At 71.0% G+C, this 21,526-nt stretch carries 21 protein-coding genes; 3 read left to right on the forward strand and 18 right to left on the reverse strand.

Annotated features, from left to right (window positions below):
• Nucleotides 1–6: 6 nt before the first annotated feature.
• The 8 genes from DEJ31_RS02725 to rplS form a co-directional block, all read right to left on the reverse strand.
• Nucleotides 7–951, reverse strand: a complete 945-nt coding sequence (locus DEJ31_RS02725; RefSeq protein ID WP_181433444.1) for a DNA-processing protein DprA — start codon at nt 949–951, stop codon at nt 7–9.
• Complete coding sequence (locus DEJ31_RS02730) at nt 948–2,471, reverse strand: YifB family Mg chelatase-like AAA ATPase (RefSeq protein WP_111121142.1); 1,524 nt, start codon at nt 2,469–2,471, stop codon at nt 948–950. The genes DEJ31_RS02725 and DEJ31_RS02730 overlap by 4 nt, the downstream gene beginning before the upstream one ends.
• A complete protein-coding gene (locus tag DEJ31_RS02735; RefSeq protein ID WP_111121143.1) occupies nt 2,468–2,872 on the reverse strand; it encodes a YraN family protein in 405 nt (134 codons plus the stop codon). The genes DEJ31_RS02730 and DEJ31_RS02735 overlap by 4 nt, the downstream gene beginning before the upstream one ends.
• A gap of 189 nt (nt 2,873–3,061) precedes the next feature.
• Nucleotides 3,062–3,412: an Lsr2 family protein gene (locus DEJ31_RS02740; protein WP_111121144.1), complete on the reverse strand. Its 351-nt coding sequence runs from the start codon at nt 3,410–3,412 to the stop codon at nt 3,062–3,064.
• Between the two features lie 78 nt (nt 3,413–3,490).
• Complete coding sequence (locus tag DEJ31_RS02745; RefSeq protein WP_110826150.1) at nt 3,491–3,814, reverse strand: DUF2469 family protein; 324 nt, start codon at nt 3,812–3,814, stop codon at nt 3,491–3,493.
• A 104-nt stretch (nt 3,815–3,918) separates the two neighbouring features.
• Complete coding sequence (locus DEJ31_RS02750; protein ID WP_111121145.1) at nt 3,919–4,614, reverse strand: ribonuclease HII; 696 nt, start codon at nt 4,612–4,614, stop codon at nt 3,919–3,921.
• The gene (gene lepB, locus DEJ31_RS02755) at nt 4,611–5,360 is read right to left on the reverse strand and encodes a signal peptidase I (RefSeq protein ID WP_110902041.1); all 750 of its coding nucleotides are present in this window, start codon (nt 5,358–5,360) and stop codon (nt 4,611–4,613) included. The genes DEJ31_RS02750 and lepB overlap by 4 nt, the downstream gene beginning before the upstream one ends.
• Before the next feature lie 159 nt (nt 5,361–5,519).
• Nucleotides 5,520–5,873, reverse strand: a complete 354-nt coding sequence (gene rplS / locus DEJ31_RS02760) for a 50S ribosomal protein L19 (protein ID WP_110902040.1) — start codon at nt 5,871–5,873, stop codon at nt 5,520–5,522.
• Between the two features lie 164 nt (nt 5,874–6,037).
• On the opposite strand from rplS, the gene map reads away from it, so the two are divergent.
• Nucleotides 6,038–6,820: a type I methionyl aminopeptidase gene (gene map / locus DEJ31_RS02765; RefSeq protein WP_111121146.1), complete on the forward strand. Its 783-nt coding sequence runs from the start codon at nt 6,038–6,040 to the stop codon at nt 6,818–6,820.
• Nucleotides 6,821–6,903: 83 nt separating this feature from the next.
• On the opposite strand, the gene trmD is transcribed toward map, so the two are convergent.
• The 5 genes from trmD to DEJ31_RS02790 all read right to left on the reverse strand — a co-directional run bounded on the left by trmD (nt 6,904) and on the right by DEJ31_RS02790 (nt 11,150).
• Nucleotides 6,904–7,590, reverse strand: coding sequence for a tRNA (guanosine(37)-N1)-methyltransferase TrmD (gene trmD, locus DEJ31_RS02770; RefSeq protein ID WP_111121147.1), 687 nt, complete (start codon nt 7,588–7,590; stop codon nt 6,904–6,906).
• Nucleotides 7,591–7,593: 3 nt separating this feature from the next.
• A complete protein-coding gene (gene rimM / locus DEJ31_RS02775; protein WP_110902037.1) occupies nt 7,594–8,181 on the reverse strand; it encodes a ribosome maturation factor RimM in 588 nt (195 codons plus the stop codon).
• Nucleotides 8,182–8,200: 19 nt separating this feature from the next.
• Nucleotides 8,201–8,437: an RNA-binding protein gene (locus tag DEJ31_RS02780; protein ID WP_110826143.1), complete on the reverse strand. Its 237-nt coding sequence runs from the start codon at nt 8,435–8,437 to the stop codon at nt 8,201–8,203.
• Between the two features lie 3 nt (nt 8,438–8,440).
• Nucleotides 8,441–8,851 carry a 30S ribosomal protein S16 gene (rpsP, locus tag DEJ31_RS02785; protein WP_110902036.1) on the reverse strand — a complete coding sequence of 137 codons (411 nt, stop codon included), beginning with the start codon at nt 8,849–8,851 and terminating at the stop codon, nt 8,441–8,443.
• A 184-nt stretch (nt 8,852–9,035) separates the two neighbouring features.
• The gene (locus DEJ31_RS02790; RefSeq protein ID WP_181433445.1) at nt 9,036–11,150 is read right to left on the reverse strand and encodes an FAD-dependent oxidoreductase; all 2,115 of its coding nucleotides are present in this window, start codon (nt 11,148–11,150) and stop codon (nt 9,036–9,038) included.
• 94 nt (nt 11,151–11,244) lie between these two features.
• On the opposite strand from DEJ31_RS02790, the gene DEJ31_RS02795 reads away from it, so the two are divergent.
• Nucleotides 11,245–12,375, forward strand: a complete 1,131-nt coding sequence (locus DEJ31_RS02795; RefSeq protein ID WP_110902034.1) for a glutamate--cysteine ligase — start codon at nt 11,245–11,247, stop codon at nt 12,373–12,375.
• 138 nt (nt 12,376–12,513) lie between these two features.
• On the opposite strand, the gene ffh is transcribed toward DEJ31_RS02795, so the two are convergent.
• The 3 genes from ffh to ftsY form a co-directional block, all read right to left on the reverse strand.
• A complete protein-coding gene (gene ffh / locus DEJ31_RS02800) occupies nt 12,514–14,067 on the reverse strand; it encodes a signal recognition particle protein (RefSeq protein WP_110902033.1) in 1,554 nt (517 codons plus the stop codon).
• A gap of 137 nt (nt 14,068–14,204) precedes the next feature.
• Nucleotides 14,205–14,372 (reverse strand): hypothetical protein, encoded by a 168-nt coding sequence (locus tag DEJ31_RS17095; protein ID WP_181433446.1) that lies wholly within the window; start codon nt 14,370–14,372, stop codon nt 14,205–14,207.
• A gap of 96 nt (nt 14,373–14,468) precedes the next feature.
• Nucleotides 14,469–15,338 (reverse strand): signal recognition particle-docking protein FtsY, encoded by an 870-nt coding sequence (gene ftsY, locus DEJ31_RS02805; RefSeq protein ID WP_110902032.1) that lies wholly within the window; start codon nt 15,336–15,338, stop codon nt 14,469–14,471.
• Nucleotides 15,339–15,613: 275 nt separating this feature from the next.
• On the opposite strand from ftsY, the gene DEJ31_RS02810 reads away from it, so the two are divergent.
• Nucleotides 15,614–16,636 (forward strand): TerC family protein, encoded by a 1,023-nt coding sequence (locus DEJ31_RS02810; protein ID WP_111121149.1) that lies wholly within the window; start codon nt 15,614–15,616, stop codon nt 16,634–16,636.
• A 104-nt stretch (nt 16,637–16,740) separates the two neighbouring features.
• Here DEJ31_RS02810 and DEJ31_RS02815 read toward each other — a convergent pair whose 3' ends face one another.
• Together DEJ31_RS02815 and mutM are read right to left on the reverse strand one after the other, a co-directional pair.
• Nucleotides 16,741–20,475 (reverse strand): chromosome segregation SMC family protein, encoded by a 3,735-nt coding sequence (locus DEJ31_RS02815; protein WP_111043870.1) that lies wholly within the window; start codon nt 20,473–20,475, stop codon nt 16,741–16,743.
• 30 nt (nt 20,476–20,505) lie between these two features.
• Nucleotides 20,506–21,522: a bifunctional DNA-formamidopyrimidine glycosylase/DNA-(apurinic or apyrimidinic site) lyase gene (gene mutM, locus DEJ31_RS02820; RefSeq protein WP_111043871.1), complete on the reverse strand. Its 1,017-nt coding sequence runs from the start codon at nt 21,520–21,522 to the stop codon at nt 20,506–20,508.
• Nucleotides 21,523–21,526: the final 4 nt, after the last annotated feature.

Consider the following 21,526-nt stretch of genomic DNA (forward strand, 5'->3'; position numbering starts at 1 on the left):
CGTCTGTTAAAGGTTGCGCGCGAGGAACCGCCAGCGCGAGGGTCGGGTCCCCGGCGGACACTCGGCGAGCAGGGCGCCGTGCTCGGCGACAGCCCGCAGCATCGCCGTGTTCGCGGCCGGGTAGAGCTGGTCGATCCCGCCGGCGAGCACGGCGACCGTCGGCGCACCGGCGGCCATCGCGACCCGGTGTGCGACGGCGTCGATGCCGTGGGCACCTCCGGACACGATCACGCAGCCGACGTCGGCCGCGGCGGACGTGATCTCGGCCGCTGCCTCGGCGCCGAGGACCGTGTTCGCCCGGGACCCGACGACCGCCACCGAGGGCCGTCCGGCGGTGCACGGTGCACCGCGTCGCCAGAGGACGAGGGGGGCGTGCGGTCCGAGGTCGTCGACGCCCGCGGGCCAGTCCGGGTCGCCGGGGACGACGAGCGCGCAACCGATGACGGACGCTGCCGACAGCACGGCGTCGACGTCGAACCGCAGGAGCCGTGGCCGCCACCGGGCGATCGCCGGGACGAGCGCCGCGGCCGTCGACTCGACCAGCCGGTCGCGGACCTCGTCCTCGTCGCAGGCTCCGACAGCGGAGCCCGCGGAGCCCACGGAGTCCACGGAGTCCACGGAGTCCACGGAGCCCCGGGCTCCCGCATCCGTGCCGGTACCCACACCCGCGCCAGCAACAGCACCGGCACCGGCACCGGCACCGACCAGCAGCTCCGCCAACTCTGCAGGCCCGGAGTCGAGGGCAGCGAGGGCGGCCCGGATCGACCGGCCAGCCCCGAGTCGCGCGACGAGTTGTCCTGCATCGGCGTCCCCCGGTTCGACGACGGTCGACCACGCAACACGGGCGAGGACCTCGTCGCGCTCGCCGGACCGATGGGCCGAGGCGCCCCGGAGCCGGTCAAGGGCGGCATCCCGATCCCGCTGCGACCGCGAGTCCGCAACGCCGCTCACAGCGCGGTCCGCAACGCCAGCGCCCGTTCGACGTGCCGCCGCTCCGGTCGGTCGTCCCCGTCGAGGTCGGCCATCGTCCACGCCAGCCGCATCACCCGGTCCCACCCCCGCATGGTCAACGTCCCGAGGTCGAGCCCCCGGTCGAGCAGGTCCGTCGCACCGGGGGCCGCGCGGCCGTCTTCGCGCAACCACGACCCGGTCACCTCAGCGTTCCGGGTCCAGCCGGTCCCCCGCAACCGGTCCCCCATCCGGCTCCGGGCGTCGAGCACGACCCCTCGCGCGGCGGTGGTGGTCGGCGTCGCTCCCTCGTCGGCCCGGAGCATGCCGGTCGTCACCCGCGGGACCGCGACGCGGATGTCGATCCGGTCGAGCAGCGGTCCGGAGAGCCGCCCCAGGTAGCGTCGGACCGCACTCGGCACGCACGAGCAGGCGGCGCCGCCGGTGGACCCGGCGTTGCCGCACGGGCACGGGTTCGCGGCCAACACGAGTTGGCAGCGCGCGGGGAACTCCGCCGACCCTCCTGCACGGTGGACCGTGATGCGTCCGGCTTCGAGCGGCTGTCGGAGCGCGTCGAGCACGGCCCGTGGGAACTCGGTGGCCTCGTCGAGGAACAGCACGCCGCGGGTGGCTCGCGACACCGCACCGGGCCGGAGCTGCCCGGTCCCCCCGCCGATCAGGGCGGCGGCCGAGGCGGAGTGGTGCGGGGCCTCCCACGGCGGTCGCAGTGTCCACGAGCGCTCCCCGTGGCCGGCGACGGAGCGAACTGCCGCGACTTCGAGCGCGGCGTCCGGGTCCAGGTCGGGCAGCAGGGCCGGGAGCCGTTCAGCGAGCATCGTCTTGCCGGCGCCCGGCGGTCCCAGCAGCAGCACGTGATGTCCGCCGGCGGCCGCGGCGATGACCGCACGCACGCCGATCGCGTTGCCGACCACGTCCGCGAGCTCCAGCGACGGGAGTGTGTCGTCCGGGACTGGTGGCGGCAGGACGGGGTCGGTGAAGCCCGCCGGCAGGTCGGCACCCGCGTCGATCGCAGCCGAGCGGAGTGAGTCCACTGCGGTGAGCGCGATGTCCGGCACGACCCGCGCCTCGGTGAGGTTGCCCACCGGCAGTACCACACGTTCGATCCCGGCGGCGCGCGCGGCCAGGACCACCGGGATGATCCCCGGCACTGGTCGCACCCGCCCGTCCAGTCCGAGTTCCCCGACGTAGACCACACGGCGGTCGGCCCCGGGAGCGGTACCGGCGGCCGCGAGGACGGCCATCGCGATCGCCAGGTCGAACCCGGAGCCGCGCTTCGGAACGCTGGCCGGGGTGAGGTTCACCGTGATCCGCCGTGAGGGCAGCGGGCAGTCCGCCATCGCGGCTGCCGACCGCACTCGTTCGCGGGCTTCCCCGAGCGAGGTGTCCGGCAGCCCGATGATGCTGAACGCGGGCAGCTGGCTGGTGAGGTGCGCCTCCACCTCGACGAGGCTGCCCTGCACCCCGACCAGCGCGACCGCCGAGGTCCGTCCGATGTCGCTCACCCGAGTGCCTCGACGTGTTCGACCGCCACGTGGTCCTCGACCATGGTCACGGCGATGCAGTCGATCCGGATCGCTCGCGCCGTCTGGTCGCGGTGCGCGTGGAACCACGCGGGGACGAGCTGTCGGATCCGTGCGAGCTTGCGCGGCGTCACGGCCTCGAACGGGTGTCCAGCGCTCTGCCCGGTTCGGGTCTTCACCTCGATGAAGACGATCGTGTCGTCCTCTCGCGCAACGATGTCCACTTCTCCGCGCGCACATCGCCAGTTCCGGTCGATGATCGAGAACCCGTGGCGCTCGAGCCATTCCACGGCGTGGTCTTCTCCGGCATTGCCCGTCGCACGGCGCGGATCAGGGCCGGGACGGCAGCGGACGGCATCCGGTCGGTCTGCACGATTCGTCATGGACCAACGATGAACCGGGTCAGGAATCGATCGAGTCGGCAGCGGAAATCTGTGGACAGATGAGCGGAACGACCGTCCTGTGCAGGAACGAATGCGTGGACATCTCACGCACCATGACAAAAGCCGGACAATTCCTCACGGAAATGTCCGGCTCCTGCCGAGACCAGCGACTGAACGCCGGTCAGATGCTCAGTGCGCGGCTGCGTACGCTTCCTGCACCTGCGTCGAGATACGACCACGAGAAGAGACCTCGTACCCGTTCTCCTTCGCCCACTCGCGGATCTTGCCGAGTTCCTCGGAGTTCCCGCGCTTCGCGGCCGACGGGCTCTTGCCCGTCGAACCGGTGCGACGACCAGCGGTCTTGCGTGCCGCGGCGATGTAGTCCGAGATCGCGTCCCGGAACTTGTCGACGTTGTCGTTCGACAGGTCGATCTCGTACGACGAACCGTCGAACGCGAACTCGACCGTGCGGCCATCGCCAGCGGCGATCGGCGAATCGTCGAGATCGTCGACGAGCTGGACAGTGACCTTCTGCGCCATTTCTCACTCCTTCAGAGTCGGGATTGCAACTCAGAGTATCGCAGCACAATGCCGAAGGGTCACATTCCCCGGCGAGCCCTACTCGTCGAGTGCGAGTTCCTTCGGGAGTTCGAGTTCACGCGCAGTGAGTTCTTCGACGTTCACGTCCTTGAACGTCAACACCCGGACCGACTTCACGAAGCGGTCGGATCGGTAGACGTCCCAGACCCACACGTCGTTCATCGTCAATTCGAAGTAGAAGTCATGCTCGGTGTCCCGGCGGACGAGTTCGACCTCGTTCGCCAGGTAGAACCGCCGCTCGGTCTCGACCACGTACCGGAACTGCCCCACGACGTCGCGGTACTCGCGGTACAGGGCCAGTTCGACCTCGCGGTCGTAGTCGTCGAATTCTTCGTCATCCATGGCCCGCCCAGTCTAGAGCGACCACGGCCTCCTGACCGCCCGACCGTGCAGAACCGCGCGAGCACGCACGACCCGCACCCGTCGGCACAGGAGCACCGTCACGCTCAGCCGCCGACCGCGCCCAGTTCCTCGAACCCGTCGAGCGCGACACTCGACGCCGCATGCAGCCAGGTCTTCCGGTGCAGCTCGTGCGGGCCGACCGCGCGGATGGCGTCGTAGTGCGCACTCGACCCGTAGCCCTTGTTCGAGGCCCACGCGTAGTGCGGCGCCTCGTCGTGGGCCGCGATCATCAGGTCGTCGCGCGCGACCTTGGCCACGACGGACGCCGCTGCGACGGAAGCACAGTCACGGTCGGCCTTCACACGCACCTGGACGTCGAGCGACCGGTGTTCGGCCGGCAGCGCACGGGTGAGCCAGTCGAACGACCCGTCGAGGACGACCACGGCACCCTCGAGCGGGACGCCGTCCTGCACGAGCGCCCCGATCGCACTGGCTCCGGCCAGACCGAGCGCGGCGACGATGCCCTGCTCGTCGACGACCTGGGCCGACGCCATCCCGACCGCGGTCCGCGCCCAGCGTGTCACCACTGGGACCAGCGCCTCCCGCCGGGCCTGGCTGAGCAGCTTGGAATCGGCGAGGCCCTGCGGCACCCGTCGTACGTCGAGCGTGACGGCGGCGACGCCGACCCCGACCGGACCGGCGATCGCTCCCCTGCCGACCTCGTCGACGCCGATGACGGTGACCCGTCCCGCGGCGAGGAGCGACTTCTCGAGCCGGAGCGAGGGCCGGACCGGGCTCACTCGTCCCGCTCCTCCACGCCGGCGAAGACCTCGGGGTGGTCGTCGAGCCAGGTCCAGCGGTTGGTCGGCCACGAGATCACGAAAGCCCGACCGGTGACGTCGGACAGTGGCACGAACCCCTTCGACGGGGTGTCGCCGTTGTACCGGGAGTCACGCGAGTTGTTGCGGTTGTCGCCCATCACCCAGATGGTGCCCTTCGGCACGGTGACCGAGAAGTCGGTCTGCGACGCACGGGTGTCGCCCGCAGGCAGCTTGAGGTACGGCTCGGTGAGCGGGACCCCGTTGACGGACATCTGCCCGAGGTCGTTGCAGCAGCTCACGGTGTCGCCCGGCAGCCCGATGACCCGCTTGATGAGGTGGTCGTCGCTGTCGCCGGTGCCCAGTCCGACCTGCGTGAGCAGCCAGTCGGCCGCCTTGCCGATCGAGGTCGTCGGCTGGACGTTCGGCAGGGTCTCTCCGGTGAGCCACCCGCCCGGGTCCTTGAACACGACGACGTCTCCGCGCTGCAGCTTGACGGCCCCGGGGACCAGTTCGTTGACGATCACGCGGTCGTTGACCTGCAGCGTGTTCTGCATCGACTCGGACGGGATGTAGAACGACCGGATCAGGAACGTCTTGACCAGGAAGGAGACCAGGAGGGCCGCGATGAAGATGATGACGAGGTCTCGCAGGAAGGTCAGGACCCCGTTGCGCGGCTTCTTCGCCGTCCGGGGCCGACGGGCTCCACCCTCTGTCGTGTCCGTCATTTCCGCTCTCGTCGACCTGTTCCCGGCACTGCTCCCGAGATGGTTCTGCCCCGGTGGCGACGGACTCCAGGAACGAACGAGCCCCCCGCCGATGCACAACCGTACATGGGCGAGGGGCTCGCAGAGGAACCGGCTTTCCGGCGCTCCCTGTGAAGGCGATCAGTTGTCGCGCTTCTCCTTGATCTTGCGGCGGGCCGCCTTGCCGCGGAGTTCGCGGAGGTAGTAGAGCTTCGCGCGACGGACGTCACCGCGGGTGACGATCTCGACGTGGTCGATGATCGGGGAGTGCACGGGGAACATGCGCTCGACGCCGACCTGGAAGCTCACCTTGCGGACCGTGAAGGTCTCGCCGATGCCGTGGCCCTGGCGGCCGATGACGACGCCCTGGAAGACCTGGACACGCGAGCGCGTGCCTTCGACGATGTTGACGTGGACCTTGACGGTGTCGCCGGGGCGGAAGTCAGGGTGGTCGGTGCGCAGGGCACCGGCGGTCACGTGGTCGAGGAGCTGCATGATGGTGTCACTTCCTGCGGACGCACACGGGTCGCCGCGGATCGATTTCGGAAAGAACGAGACGTGCCAGGTGTCGGCGACTCCCCCGTGGCAGAGTCCAGCCAGGGCACGATCGATCATCATGCCACAACAAGTGCACTGCGGCCAACCGGCACGATGGTCCCATGATCGAACTCCGCACCCCCGCCGAACTCGACGGACTGCGCGTCGCCGGCCGCTTCGTCGCCGACGTCCTGGACGCCCTGCTCGAGACCGTGGACGTCGGTGTGAACCTGCTCGACCTGGACCGCGTCGCCGCGCGCATGATCGCCGAGCGCGGCGCGGAGAGCTGCTACGTCGACTACCACCCGTCGTTCGGCAAGTCGCCCTTCGGCAAGAACCTCTGCACCTCGGTGAACGACGCCGCCCTGCACGGTCTGCCGTACGACCTCGTGCTGCAGGACGGCGACCTGGTCAGCCTGGACTTCGCGGCGAGCGTCGACGGCTGGGTGGCGGACTCCGCCGTCACGGTCCAGGTCGGCAACCCGCGCGACGAGGACCAGCGACTCATCGCGACCGTCGAGCAGTGCCTGGCCGCGGGCATCGCGCAGGCGGCACCCGGCAACAAGCTCGGTGACGTCTCGGCCGCGATCGGTTCGGTCGCCCGCGGTGCCGGCTACGACGTGAACCTGCAGTTCGGTGGCCACGGCGTCGGACACACCATGCACGGCGACCCGCACGTCCCGAACGACGGGCGGCCCGGCCGCGGCCTGAAGCTCCGCCCCGGCCTGGTCGTCGCCATCGAACCCTGGCTCATGCAGGGCACGGACGAGCTCTACCAGGACGAGGACGGCTGGACCCTCCGCAGCGTCGACGGCTCGCGCGCGGCGCACGTCGAGCACACGGTCGCGGTGACCGAGCAGGGCCCCGAGGTCCTGACGCTCCGTCGCGCCCAGCGCGACGCCTGACCCGGGACCACAGACGTCACGGGAGGCCCGTCACCAGCTGGTGACGGGCCTCCCGTGGTGTCCGTGGTCGGTGCGCGACCCGCTCAGTCCGGCAGCAGGTCCGGCCGGACGCGTCGCGTCCGTTCCACCTGCTGGTCGTGCCGCCACGCGGCGACCCGGCCGTGGTGCCCGCTGAGCAGGACGTCGGGTACGTCGAGACCACGCCAGGACGCCGGCTTCGTGTACGAGGGGTACTCGAGCAGGCCGTCCTCGTGGGACTCCTCGACCAGGGACTCGGGGTTGCCGACCACACCGGGGACCAGCCGGCCGACGGCCTCGATCATGGCCATCGCCGCGACCTCACCGCCGTTCAGGACGTAGTCCCCGAGCGAGAGCTCGACGACGGTGCTGCGGGTCGCGGCCCACTCGAACACCCGGGCGTCGATCCCCTCGTACCGTCCGCAGGCGAAGACGAGGTGCTCGTGCTCGGCGAGGGACCGCGCGATGGTCTGGCGGAACGGCGTGCCCGCGGGCGTCGGGACGACGAGGGTGGAGGAGCCGTCGGACCGCAGGATCGAGGACAGCGCCTCGGCCCACGGTTCGGGCTTCATGACCATGCCGGCGCCGCCGCCGTACGGGGTGTCGTCGACCGTCCGGTGGCGGTCGGTCGTCCACGACCGCAGGTCGTGGACGTGCAGGTCGAGCAGGCCGCCCTGCCGTGCCTTGCCGAGCAGGGAGACGTCGAGCACCCCGAAGAACTCCGGGAAGATCGTGACGATGTCGATCCGCACGGATCAGTCCTCGGTGTCGGGAGCCGGCGCTTCGGGAGCCGGCTCGGACGGCGTCACCGTCTCGGGACGGCTCAGGTCCTCGGGGTCCTCGAACAGACCCGTCGGGGGCGTCACCGTGACGGTGCCGGCTTCCAGGTCGACCGCGGGGACGATCGCCGCGACGAAGGGCACGAGGACCTCTCCGCGGGACTCGGTGTCCACCGCGAGCAGGTCCTGGGCCGGCATGTGGTCGACCCGAGCGACGGTGCCGACCTGCACGCCGTCGCGGAGCACCTTCAGGCCGACCAGCTGGTGGTCGTACCAGGCGTCGTCCTCGCCGGTCTCTTCCTCGGTGTCCTGCTCGACCCAGAGGATGGCGCGCGCGAGGGTCTCGGCGGCGCTCCGGTCGGCGATGCCCTCGAAGAAGGCGACCGGGTGCGAGTTGTACCAGCGCAACTCATCGAGCGCGATGGTCTTCCCCGACCAGGGAGAGTCGTCGGGGACCTGGAGCGTGAAGACCGCTCCCGGCGTGAACCGACGATCCGGGTCGTCGGTGTAGAGCTCGAGCTTGATGCCGCCCTTGAGCCCGTGCGCCTTCGTGATGCGACCCACCCGGAGCTGGGTCGTCTCCCTAGGAATCGCTGTCCACCACGTCGACCCGCACGCGCTTGCCGTCGGCCAGGGCCGTGACGAGCGTGCGGAGCGCCTTCGCAGTGCGACCGGCGCGACCGATCACGCGGCCGAGGTCCTCGGGGTGCACACGCACCTCGAGGACCTCGCCACGCGCAGAGGTGGAGCTGGCGACGCGCACGTCGTCAGGGTGATCGACGATCCCCTTGACGAGGTGCGTCAGCGCGGATTCGAGCAAGGACTACGCCTCGGTCGTCTCGTCGGCGGTCTCGGCTGCGGCCGGAGCGGCGGGGGCCGTCTTCTCCGACTTGGGCTTGAGGACGGCCTTCTTGGAGCTGTCGACCGTGAAGGCCGGCTTCGGCTCGCGGACCTTGACCTTGGACTCGGTGTCCTTCTCGCCCTTGAACTTGGCCCAGTCACCGGTCAGCTTGAGGAGCGCGGCGACCTGCTCGGTCGGCTGCGCACCGACGCTGAGCCAGTACTGCGCACGCTCGGACTGCACCTCGATGAACGAGGGCTCCTCGGTGGGGTGGTACTTGCCGATCTCCTCGATCACGCGACCGTCGCGCTTGGTGCGCGAGTCGGCGACGACGATGCGGTAGTAGGGCGCTCGGATCTTGCCGAGGCGCTTGAGACGGATCTTGACAGCCACAATGACTCCTGTTGCGTACGTGTTGTGGTTGAACCGGAACCGCGGGCGTGGGGGCACACACGGTGGAAGCTCGATGAGATCGTGATCCGCTGGATAGAGGGTCGAGCGGACACGATTCGACCGTTCATTCTTGCAGATTCCGGAGCGGGAAGCGAGCCACCTCCCGCGGCGCGTCGGCGGACCGCTACGGCGCCAGGTGTCGGACGGCCTCGAGGGCCTCGCTCGTGGCCCGGACCGCATCGACGCTGCGGGCGTCCCGTGCTCCGCCGACGACCGCGTACGGGACGTCTGCGGCCTGGAGGCCCGTGGCCAACTCGTCCCGCGCCTCCTGTCCGGCACACACCACGACGACGTCGGCCGGCACCGCGACGTCGTTGCCGGACTCGTCCCGGATCCAGAGCCGGCCGGGCTCGATCCGCAGGTACTCCTGCACCCCGCCGACCATGCGGACCCCGGCGTCCCGGAGCCGTCCGAGCGCGACCCAGCGTGAGGTGAGGCCGATCCCCTGCCCGAACTTCCCGGTCCGGCGGAGCACCGTGACCTGGGACCCGGGCCGCACGGTACGGTGCGCGGTGGGCTGGCGCTGCGGCCGGTCCCCGACGAGTTCGTCGGAGACCGGCACCTGCCAGCGCGCGCCGAACTCGGTGGCGCGGACCGCCTCGTCCGGGGACTCGGTGAGGAACGCCGCGGTGTCGACGCCGATCCCGCCGCCGCCGATCACCGCGACCGTCCCGTCGGGCACGCCGTCGCGGAGGGCCTGCTCGTAGGTCAGGACGTGCGGCAGGTCCGCCCCGGGGAGGTCGACCACGCGCGGGGTCACCCCCGACGCGAGCACGACGGCGTCGCTGTCCCCGAGGTCCGTCAGGGTGGCGGCGCGACCCAGGTGGATCGTCGCGCCCCGTTCCACCAGTTCGGCGCGCGCGGCCTGCACGGGGCCGGCGTAGTCCTCTTTCCCCGGGATCTCGGCGGCGAGTCCGAACTGTCCGCCGAGGACGTCCGACGCTTCCCAGAGCCGGACGTCGTGTCCACGCCGAGCAGCGTCGACGGCGGCGGCGAGCCCAGCCGGTCCCCCGCCGACGACGTCCACACGCTTCGGCGCGGTCGTCGGACGGAGCGGGAACTGCACCTCGCGCGCGGCCCGCGGGTTCACCAGGCACGACACCGGCGCGCCGACGACGGACCGGTCGAGGCACGCCTGATTGCACCCGATGCAGGTGTTCACGAGGTCGAACCGTCCGGCCAGGGAGCGTTCGACGAGCCCCGCGTCGGCGAGGAACGGCCGGGCGAGCGCCACCGCGTCGATCCGACCGTCGGCGAGGACCGCTTCGCCGTCACGCAGGTCCGTCATCCGGTTCGACGCGATCACCCGCACCTCCGGGTGGTCGGAGGCCCGGACCACGTCCGCGATCCGCGCCGCCTGCTCGATCCACGCGCCGTGTGGCACGGACGCCTGGATCGTCGGGGTCCGCGACTCGTGCCAGCCGATGCCGACCGAGATCGCGTCGAGTCCGAGCGGCAGCAGTTCGCGCACCAGGGCGTCGACGTCCGCGTCGGTGGAGGACCCCGGCATCAAGTCGGCGCCGGAGAGTCGGACCGTGACGGCGAGGTCGGGCACCGCGGCGCGGACGGCCCGGACGACCTCGACCGCGAAACGACGCCGACGCTCGGGGGTCCCGCCCCACTCGTCGTCGCGCAGGTTCGTCAGCGGCGACTGGAACTGGTTGACGAGGTACCCCTCGGAGGCCATGATCTCGACGCCGTCGAAGCCGATCGCCGCGGCGGTCCGGGCGGCCGTCGCGAAGTCCTCGATCGTCCGCCGGACCTCGTCCGCGGTCAGTTCCTCCGGCAGCACGCCCCGCGCGGCCGCCCAGGGCAGCGCCGAGGGGGCCACGGCGCGCTGCGGTCGACCGGAACGGTCCGTCAGACCGCCGACGAGCGCGTAGCGGCCGGCATGGAACAACTGCGCCAGGACGGTGCCGCCCTCGTCGTGCACGGACGCGACCGCCCGGCGGAAGCGTTCGTCCGCACCGCCGACCCCGAACACGGCGAAGTCCGGGCCGCCGCGAGCCTCGTCGCTCACCGCGATCCCCCCGGTGATGATGCACGCGGCACCGCCGGCAGCGCGCTCCCGGTAGAACTCGGCCATCGCGACCCCGCCGTCGTCCAGGACCTCGAGTCCGGTGTGCATCGACCCCATCACCACCCGGTTGGACAGGTGCAGGGGGCCGAGCATCCAGGACGAGGCCACGGTGCGGAGCTCGGCGGGCACGTCGGCAACGGGCGGAACGACAGCGGTCACGCAACGAACACTAGGCGAACGTGCCCGCTCACCGGCAGACCGGACACGCCGGGCTCTCCGTCGTTCCCGCGGGGCGGACGGGCAGGATGGCCCCATGGACATCCGGTTCTCCGAATCCGCCCCGTCGACGATCGGCGTCGAGTGGGAGTTGCCCCTCGTCGACCGTGCGACGGGTGACCTCACACCGCGCGCCCCGGCGGTGCTCGCCGCCGTCCGGGAACGCCTGGACGATCCGGACCGGGTGACGGAGGAGCTCCTCACGAACACGGTCGAGGTCGTCACCGACGTGCACCGCAGCGTCGGTGGCGCCACCCGCGAGCTCTCCGGGATCATCGGCCAGGTCATCGACGCCGCCGAGCCCCTCGGTGCGCAGGTGATGTGCTCCGGCACCCACCCGTTCGCGGTGTGGGACCAGCAGGAGATCACGCCGGACAGCGAGCACTACACGGAACTCATCGACCGCACCCGCTGGTGGGGTCGGCAGATGCTCATCTGGGGCGTGCACGTGCACGTCGGCATCGACGACCGTGACAAGGCCGTCCCGATCATGAACGCGATGCTCGGCTACGTCCCGCACCTGCAGGCGTTCACGGCCTCGAGCCCGTTCTGGGCGGGGACCGACACCGGGTACGCCTCGAACCGGGCCCTGATGTTCCAGCAGCTGCCCACCGGTGGGCTCCCGCCGCAGCTCGGGGCGTGGGCGAACTTCGAGGAGGTCGTCGGCGACCTCGTGCACACCGGCGTCATCGACGGCGTGAAGGACCTGCGGTGGGACATCCGTCCCTCGCCGGGCTGGGGCACGCTCGAGAACCGCGTCTCGGACGGCATCTCCACGCTCCACGAGGTCGGCGCGGTCACGGCCCTCGTGCAGTGCCTGGTCACCGAGAGCTCGGACCGGATCGACGCCGGCGAGACCCTGCAGGCGATGCAGCCCTGGTTCGTCCGCGAGAACAAGTGGCGTGCGGCCCGCTACGGCATGGATGCCGAGATCATCACGAACGTCGCCGGCGACGAACGGCTGGTCACCGACGAGGTCCACGACCTGGTCACCCGCCTGGACCCGATCGCCGAACGGCTCGGCTGTCAGGAGGAACTGCACCACCTCGACACGATGATCGAGCGCGGTGCTTCGTACCAGCGTCAGTTGGCGGTCGCGCAGGCGAACGGCGGAGACCTCCGCGCGGTCGTCCAGCACCTGGTCGGCGAACTCCGCGACTCGCTCTGAACCGTCGCGACGCGACCACGGACGGACGGGAGGCCCGGTACCAGCTGGTACCCCTCCCTCGCAGGCTCGGTCGGCGCGCCCCGCGTGCCGCTGGCGCGTCACGCTGAGCGGGGCGCGCCCGTCCGTCAGGTGGTCGGGTCAGCGACCGAGGAACTTCTGCAACGAGGCGAGCTCTTCCTCGGATGGCACCCCACCGTTCTTGCCGGCGCCCATGCCGAGCCCGAGGCCCGCGCCCTTCGGCGCCTGCTGCGGCGCGGGGGCGGTACCGGAGGCGAGCGCAGCGCGCTTCGCCGGGTTGCCGACCTTCTTCTTCTTGCCCTGCGGCTGCTGCTTCTTGCCGCCGTGCATGCCCGGGATCGGGCCCATGCCGGGCATCTGCGGCACCCCGCCACGGGCGACGGTCTTCATCATCTTCGCGGCCTGCTCGAAGCGGTTCACGAGCGCGTTGACCTCGGTCACCGTGGAGCCGGCACCGCGCGCGATCCGCAGGCGCCGGGACCCGTTGAGGAGCTTCGGCAGTTCGCGCTCCTGCGGGGTCATCGACTGGATGATCGCCTCGGTACGCACGATCTCGCGCTCGTCGAAGTTGTCGAGCGCTTCCCGCATGCCCTTCGCGCCGGGGAGCATGCCGAGCATGCCCTTGATCGAACCGGCCTTCCGCAGCTGCTGCATCTGCTGCAGGAAGTCGTTCAGCGTGAAGTTGTCGGTCGCGATCTTCTCGGCGACCGCACGGGCTTCGTCCTCGTCGAAGGCGGACTGCGCCTGCTCGATGAGGGACAGGATGTCACCGAGGTCGAGGATCCGGCTCGCCATCCGGTCCGGGTGGAACGGCTCGAAGTCGTCCAGTCCTTCACCCGTGGACGCGAACATGATCGGGCGGCCGGTGATCGACGCGACCGACAGGGCCGCACCACCGCGGGCGTCACCGTCGAGCTTGGACAGGACGACGCCGGTGAAGTCGACGCCCTCCTGGAAGGCGCGGGCCGTCGTGACGGCGTCCTGACCGATCATCGCGTCGATGACGAAGAGGACCTCGTCCGGGTCGACGGCCTTGCGGATGTTCGCGGCCTGCTTCATCAGCTCGGCGTCGACACCCAGGCGACCGGCGGTGTCCACGATGACGGTGTCGTACTGCTGGTCGACCGCGGCCTTGATCGCGTTCTTGGCGACCTTGACCGGGTCGCCGACGCCGTTGCCGGGCTCCGGAGCGAAGACGTGCACGCCGGCCTGCTCCCCGACGACCTGCAGCTGCTGCACGGCGTTCGGACGCTGGAGGTCCGCCGCGACGAGCATCGGGGTGTGGCCGTCCTTCTTGAGCCATTTGCCGAGCTTGCCCGCCAGGGTCGTCTTGCCGGCACCCTGCAGGCCCGCGAGCATGATGACCGTCGGCGGACGCTTCGCGAACTCCAGGCGCCGCTGCTGCCCGCCGAGGATGCCGACGAGTTCCTCGTTGACGATCTGGACGACCTGCTGCGCCGGGTTGAGCGCCTTGTTGACCTCGTCCGAGAGCGCCCGCTCGCGCACCGAGGCGGTGAAGGACTTCACGACCTCGAGCGCGACGTCCGCGTCGAGCAGCGCCCGCCGGATCTCGCGGACGGTGCCGTCCACGTCGGACGGCGTCAGCCGTCCCTTGCTCCGCAGGTTGCGGAAGGTCTCGGTGAGCCGATCGGAGAGTGAACCGAATTGCGCCATGATCCGACCATCCTACCGTCCGTGGCATGCGGCCCGGGAGGCGCGGCAAGCCGTCGACCGGTCCGGCCCCGCCGCAGACGGACGGGAGGCTCCCCACCAGCTGGTGGGGAGCCTCCCGTCCGTCGTCGTGCCGTGCGTCAGACGCGCGACCCGCCACCGCGGACGCGGCGGAGGATCCAGCCGATGACGGCCAGGACGATGAGCACCAGGCCGATGAACAGCAGGACCTTCAGCGCAGCGCTGACGATGCCGGTCACCAGCAGGACGACGCCGACGATCAAGGCGATGATGAACAGTGCAGGCATGTGGGGTTCCTCTCCCGGTCGGTCACGTACCAGGCGGACGGTACACGCCCGCCGTGCCCGACGACCGGGGCAGGCAGCCTCGAGGGGCGCGGAGGCTCAGCCGACGAGGTTCTGCACGAAGACGTGGGGGGTGAAGCCCGTGAGGTCGTTGATGCCCTCGCCCTGCCCGATGAGCTTGATCGGGATGCCCGTCTTCTCCTGCACGCTGAGCACGAACCCGGCCTTCGCCGACCCGTCGAGCTTCGTGATGACGAGACCGGTCACGCCGGCGCCCTCGATGAAGGCCTGCGCCTGCGCCAGGCCGTTCTGGCCGGTCGTCGCGTCGAGGACGAGCAGGACCTCGGCGATCTCGGTCTGCTTCTCGACGACGCGCTTGATCTTGCCGAGCTCGTCCATCAACCCGGCCTTGGTGTGCAGTCGGCCTGCGGTGTCGATGACGACGATCTCGATGCCCTGCCGGATCGCCTGCTCGACGGTCTGGTACGCGACCGAGGCCGGGTCCTGCCCGGGCTGCGAGGGCCGGACGACGTCGACGCCGGCGCGCTGCGCCCACGTCGCGACCTGCTCGACGGCCGCGGCTCGGAAGGTGTCGGCCGCGCCGACCAGGACCGTGCGGTCGTAGGTGCGGAGGAACTTCGCGAACTTGCCGATGGTCGTGGTCTTGCCGACGCCGTTCACGCCGACGACGAGCACCACGGCCGGTCGGGCGCTGAGCTTCAGCGTGGTGTCGAGCTTCGACAGGCGCTCTTCGAGGACCTCGCGGAGCATGCGGTTGAGGTCGGCGGGGTCGGTGGTGCCGTACCGGTCGACCCGGGCGCGGAGGTCCTCGATGATCTCCTCGGAGATGTCCGGACCGAAGTCGGCGCCGATGAGTGCGGTCTCCAGGTCCTCCCACGTCGTCTCGTCGATGGTCTTCCGCTGGAAGAGACCCCGGAGCCGGGAGGACAGTGACCAACTACTCGCCATGTTCCCAGCTTAGAGGGGCCCGGGTGAGCGCGACCTTCGGTAGTGTCGGAGACGCGAAGGGGAGTATTCCCTCTCGGCGACCCCGTCAGTACGGCCCGGAACGACCCGGACCCGGGGCGTCGGTCGCGGCCCAGATCGGAACCGACCTCGTCGGACACCGGACAGGACCGCGGCGGAAGAGACCTTCAGGCTCTGGCGTACCCGTTTTCCGAACCACTTCCGTGGTCGGAGCTCGTCGATGGACGATGTGGTGCGCCCCTGACCTGGAGGTTCCAGTGGACGTTCCCCTGTACGTGTGGCTCATCACGATCGCAGGCATCCTCGCCTTGCTCGTGTTCGACTTCTTCTCGCACGTGCGCACCCCGCACGTGCCGCACATCCGCGAATCGGCCTTCTGGTCCGTGGTCTACATCGCGCTCGCCATCCTGTTCGGCGTCGGCGTCTGGGTGTTCGGCGGCGGACAGGCCGGCGGCGAGTACTTCGCCGGCTGGTTGACCGAGAAGGCGTTGTCCGTCGACAACCTCTTCGTCTTCCTCATCATCATGACGACGTTCGCGGTGCCGAAGGAGTTCCAACAGAAGGTCCTGCTGGTCGGTGTCGCGATCGCCCTCGTCGCTCGCGGTGTCTTCATCGCCCTCGGTGTCACGATCATCGAGAACTTCTCGTGGGTCTTCTACCTGTTCGGTCTCCTGCTGTTCTGGCTCGCCTGGTCGCAGGCGAAGGGGGGCGACGAGCACGGTGCTGAGGACGGCGACTCGAAGCTCATCCGCCTGCTCCGCCGCGTCATCCCGACCTCGGACCACTTCGACGGCGACCGCATGACCACGCGGGTGAACGGCAAGCGCCTCTTCACCCCGATGCTCCTCGTGATGGTCTCGATCGGCCTGACGGACGTGCTCTTCGCGCTCGACTCGATCCCCGCGATCTTCGGGCTCACGCAGGACGCGTTCATCGTGTTCACCGCGAACGCGTTCTCGCTGCTCGGGCTGCGCCAGCTGTACTTCCTCATCGCCGGGCTGCTCGAACGCCTCATCTACCTCGGCCAGGGTCTCGCCGTCATCCTCGCCTTCATCGGCGTGAAGCTCGTCTTCCACGCGCTGCACGTCAACGAGGTGCCGTTCATCAACGGCGGCCAGCACGTCGAGTGGGCACCGGAGATCCCGATCTGGTTCTCGCTCGGGTTCATCCTGGTGACGATCACCGTGGCCACGGTGGCGAGCCTCGTGGTGTCGAAGCGCCGTCAGCAGCGCGGCCTCACCCCGACGGGCGACAAGCCGGTCGAGGCCGACGTGAAGTAGGCGTCCGCACCGCACGACGGGAGGCCCGGTACCAGCTGGTACCGGGCCTCCCGTCCGTCGTGGGTCAGGCGGTCAGGCGGTCAGGCGGTCAGGCGGTCACGCGGTCAGGCGACCGCCGGCTCCGACCTCGGCTCCGTGCCCGGCTCCGGTCGCTGCACCCGCTGGCCGACGACCGCCGAGACGCCGTCCTGCCGCATCGACACCCCGTAGAGCGCGTCCGCGATCTCCATGGTTCGTTTCTGGTGCGTGATGACGATGAGCTGCGACGCCTCGCGCAGGCGGCCGAACACGGTCAGCAGACGGCCGAGGTTGGCGTCGTCGAGGGCCGCTTCGACTTCGTCCATGATGTAGAACGGGCTCGGCCGGGCGGTGAAGATCGCCACGAGGAGCGCCACCGCAGCCAGGGACCGCTCACCACCGGACAGCAGCGTCAACCGGTCGATCTTCTTGCCGGCCGGCTTCACCTGCACGTCGATGCCCGTGGTCAGCATGTCGTCGGGGTTCGTCAGCGAGATCGAGCCCGAACCGCCCGGGAACAGGATCGGGAACACGACGTCGAACGCGGCCCGGGTGTCCTCGAACGCCGACGCGAAGATCGTCTGCATCTTGCCGTCGAGTTCCTCGATGATCGTGAGCAGGTCGGTGCGCGTCTGCTGCAGGTCCTCGAGCTGCTCGGACAGGAACGCGTGCCGCTGCTCGAGCGCCTGGAACTCCTCGAGCGCCAGCGGGTTCACCTTGCCGAGCCGCCCGAGGTCGCGTTCGGCGGCAGCGAGCCGGCGTTCCTGCTCCTCGCGGACGTAGGGGGTCGTCGGGACGTCCGCCGGGTCGACGTGGGGCGCCTCGAACTCCGGGAGCGCGGGGCCACCGGGCAGGGTCGACTCGGCGTCGACGAGCGCGGTGTCGGCGTCGGCCTCCGTGTCCGGGGCGGCTTCCGAGTCGTCGGCCTCGGCCTGCGCTCCGGCCGCCGCAGCCGCACGGGCAGCCTCTCGGTGGCGTCGTGCCAGGACACGGGGGTCCACCAACACGTCGACCGGCACGGGCACGTCCGGCCCGTACTCGGCGACCAGGACGGACTCCCCCAACCCGAGCTCGCTCTGCGCCCGGTCCAGGACCCCGGTGACGTGCAGCCGCTTCTCGTAGATCTCCATCTCGAGGGAGTGCACGCCGTCCGTGAGGGTCTGCAGCCGGTCGCGCAGCTCGCGCTCCTCGTTCCGGATCGTCTGCAGTTCGGAGTTACGACGGGAGCGCTCGGACTCCTCGGTCGCGAGCTGCACCCGCGCCTCCGCGAGCGACCGGTCGACGGCGGCCAGCACGACCGGCAGGTCCGCGAGCACCCCTTCGGCCGACGCGATCTGGGCGCGGCGGATGACCGCGAGCCTCGCCGCTTCCTCCGCCGCGGCCCGCTCGGCCTCGAGCTGCCGTTCCAGCTGGTCGGCACGTCGGCGCTCGGCGCGCGCCCGTTCCCGGGCGGTCTCGACCTGCAGCCGGTGCTCGATCTCCGCGGCCCGGGCGGCGTCCACCGCGTCCTGCGCCGCCGGCCGTGCCGAGGCGTCGACGACCGGCCTCGGCCGGTCGGTGAAGTGCCGGAGCGCCGCTTCCGCCTCTGCCAGCGCCGCCTCGGTCACGGCCGTCGTGCCGTCGGTCTCGGCCAGCGCGGCCCGCAGACGCTCGACCTCGGCGGCCGTGTTCTCCGCGCGGGCCCGGGCCGACGCACTGGCCCGGTCGTACTCGGCACTCGCGCGGGCGTGTTCACGGGCGGCACGGTCGGCCTCGTCCACGGCACGTCGCGCCGCCTCGACCGCCGTGCGCGCGGCCTGGAGGCCCGTGGCCGCGTCCTCCGCCTCCGTCACGACCGTCCGTCGTCGCGTCACGGCGGCGTCCCGGTCGGCGACGAGCTCGATGCGGGAGGTGGTCCGTGCCCCGCCCCCGGTCACCCGGGCAGCACGGACCAGGTCACCGGACCGCGTGACGACGATGGAGTCCGGGGCGGCGGCGAGCACGGCCTCCAGGTCGACGTCGTCGGTGTCCGCGACCAGCGTGTCGGCCAGCAGGGCGGTGAGGGCCGGCGGTCCGTCCACCAGGTCGAGTGCCCGCCGGACGGACGACGGCAGCACGGCCGGCAGTCGGGACCCGGAGCCGGCGACGTCGGCGACGACCACGTCGATGCGGCCGAGGTCGGCGGACCGGGCGTGCTCGACGGCGCCGAGTGCGCCTGCGCGGTCGTCAGCGAGGACGGCGTCGGCCAACCCGTCGAGCGCCGTCGCGACGGCCGCCTCGAACCCGGGCGTGACGGTGAGGCCGTCGGCAAGACGACCGACGATGCCGTCGCGGCCGGCGTCGATGACCGCCTGGGACCCGTCGCGCACGTCGATCGACAGCGCCAGGGCCGCGATCCGGGCGTCGAGCGCGTCCCGTTCCCGCTCGAGCGCGTGCAGGCGATCACGGTGGCCGTCACGGTCACCCTGGGCGTGGTCCAGCTGCTCGCGCGCGGCGGTGAGCGTCGCGGACAGGGCGTCCTCGTCCGTGTCGAGGGAGGGGTCACGGCCGACGTCCTCGAGCGCAGTGGCCGCCTCCTCGGCGCGGGCGACGGCCTCGGTCAGCGAACGCTCCCGACGCTCTCGGTCGCCCGCCGCCGCGGAGCGCTTCGACCGGGCGACCTCGACCGCACTGGCCAGACGCTGCCCGTCGAGGTCGTGCTGCGCGACGAGGGCGGCCTGCGCGGCGATCTGCTCGTCGAGGGCGTCGAGCGCGGCACGGGCGGCACGGACCTGGTCGCCGACGCTCGTCGTGCCGCCCTGCATGTCGCGGGCCCGCTCGTCGAGCCGGTCGGCCTCGGCGCGGACACCGGCGACCCGCTCCGGGGTGATCGTCGGACCCTGCTGCGGCGCCTCGGCCTGCTGCGCCAGGAACATCAGGCGCTGGTTGGCGAGCATCGACAGGCTGCGGAGGCGCTCCTGGACGCTCTCGAGCCGGTGCACCACGGTGCGAGCGCGGTCCACGTCGTCGCCGACCATGCTCGCCTCCACCTGCTGCTGGCGCTGCCGGATCTGGTCGAGCCGCTCCTGCAGGACGCCTCGTTCGGACTTCCGACCGGTCTCGACCGCCAGGTGGTCACGGAGTTCGCGGCGGAGGCGCACCACGTCGTCCGCCAGGAGCCGCGCCTTGGCGTCGCGTGCGACCGCGGCGACGGACTGCGCCTTGCGGGCCACCTCGGCCTGACGACCGAGCGGCTTGAGCTGGCGACGGATCTCCCCCGCCAGGTCGGACAACCGGGTGAGGTTCGTCTGCATCGCCTCCAGCTTGCGGAGCGTCTTCTCCTTGCGGCGACGGTGCTTGAGGATGCCCGCGGCCTCCTCGATGAAGCCGCGTCGGTCCTCCGGGGTGGCGTGCAGCACCTTGTCCAGCTGACCCTGCCCGACGATGACGTGCATCTCGCGGCCGAGGCCGGTGTCACTCAGCAGCTCCTGCACGTCGAGCAGTCGGCAGTTCTCGCCGTTGATGGCGTACTCACTGCCGCCGTTGCGGAACAGCGTGCGGGAGATCGTCACCTCGGCGTACTCGATCGGCAGCAGGCCGTCCGCGTTGTCGATCGTCAGCGTGACCTGTGCACGACCGAGCGGCCCGCGGGTGGCGGTCCCGGCGAAGATGACGTCCTCCATCTTGCCGCCGCGCAGGGTCTTCGCGCCCTGCTCGCCCATCACCCAGGCCAGGGCGTCGACCACGTTCGACTTGCCGGAACCGTTCGGACCGACGATGCACGTGACGCCGGGCTCGAAGGCGAAGGTGGTCGGCTGCGCGAAGGACTTGAACCCCTTGATGGTCAGGCTCTTCAGGTACATGCGGTCTCCGGGTCCTCGGTCGGCGTCAGGTTAACGCAGCCGCGCCCGGGGTCTCGGTTGGCACACGGGGCAACGGTGGCTGGAGCGGTTCATCCACGGCTCGCGCACGATCGGCGTCCCGCACCGCGGGCACGGCTCGCCCTGCTGCCCGTACACCGCCAGGCGCTGCGAGAAGTAGCCGGACTGCCCGTTCACGTTGACGTACTGGGCGTCGAAGCTCGTGCCACCGTCCTCGAGCGCACGCCGCAGCACCGCCCGGACCTCGTCGAGGAGCCCTCGGAGGGTGGCGCGTGGCAGCCGGTCGGCGGGGCGGTCGAAGTGGAGCTTCGCGGCCCACAGCGACTCGTCCGCGTAGATGTTCCCGATGCCGCTGATGACACCCTGGTCGAGGAGGACCCGCTTGATGCCGCTCGACCGCTTCCGTGCGGCGGCGAGGAACCGGTCGTCGTCGAACGCGGGGTCGAGCGGGTCGCGGGCGATGTGTGACACCTGGAACGGGATCCGGCGACGCCAGGCCGCGTCCGGGTCGGTCGTGTCCACGGCACCGGCGAGCCCCGCGGGAGCACCGTCGATCGTCGGCAGCATGCGGTCGATCGCCATCGACCCGAAGGTGCGCTGGTCGACGAACTCGAGCTGCACGGGAGCTTCCGGAGTGCCGTCGCGGTCCGTGCCGGGAGGCTGCACGTCGAGGACGATGCGCCGGTGTCGGGCTGCGGGCCGGTCGCGGCCGAGGAGGATCTGGCCGCTCATGCCGAGGTGTGCGACGAGAGCCTCGGGGTGCTGGGCTGCGGGGTGCTGGGCTGCGGGGTGTCCGGCTTCGGGGCGCTCGGCCTCGAGGTCGTCCTCGAGCGGGAACCACATGAACTTGCCGCGGCGGACGGCGGCGGCGATCGTCCGGCCGGTCAGCCGGTGCGCGAAGTCCTCGGCCGGGCCGTCGTGCCGGGTCAGGGCGCGCTCGTCGAGCACCTGCACGTCCAGCACCCGAGCGCCGGTCACCGCGGGTTCGAGGCCGGCGCGGACGACCTCGACCTCGGGGAGTTCGGGCACCTGG

The organism is Curtobacterium sp. MCPF17_031, from assembly GCF_003234035.1.
In the GTDB taxonomy this organism is placed as follows: domain Bacteria; phylum Actinomycetota; class Actinomycetes; order Actinomycetales; family Microbacteriaceae; genus Curtobacterium.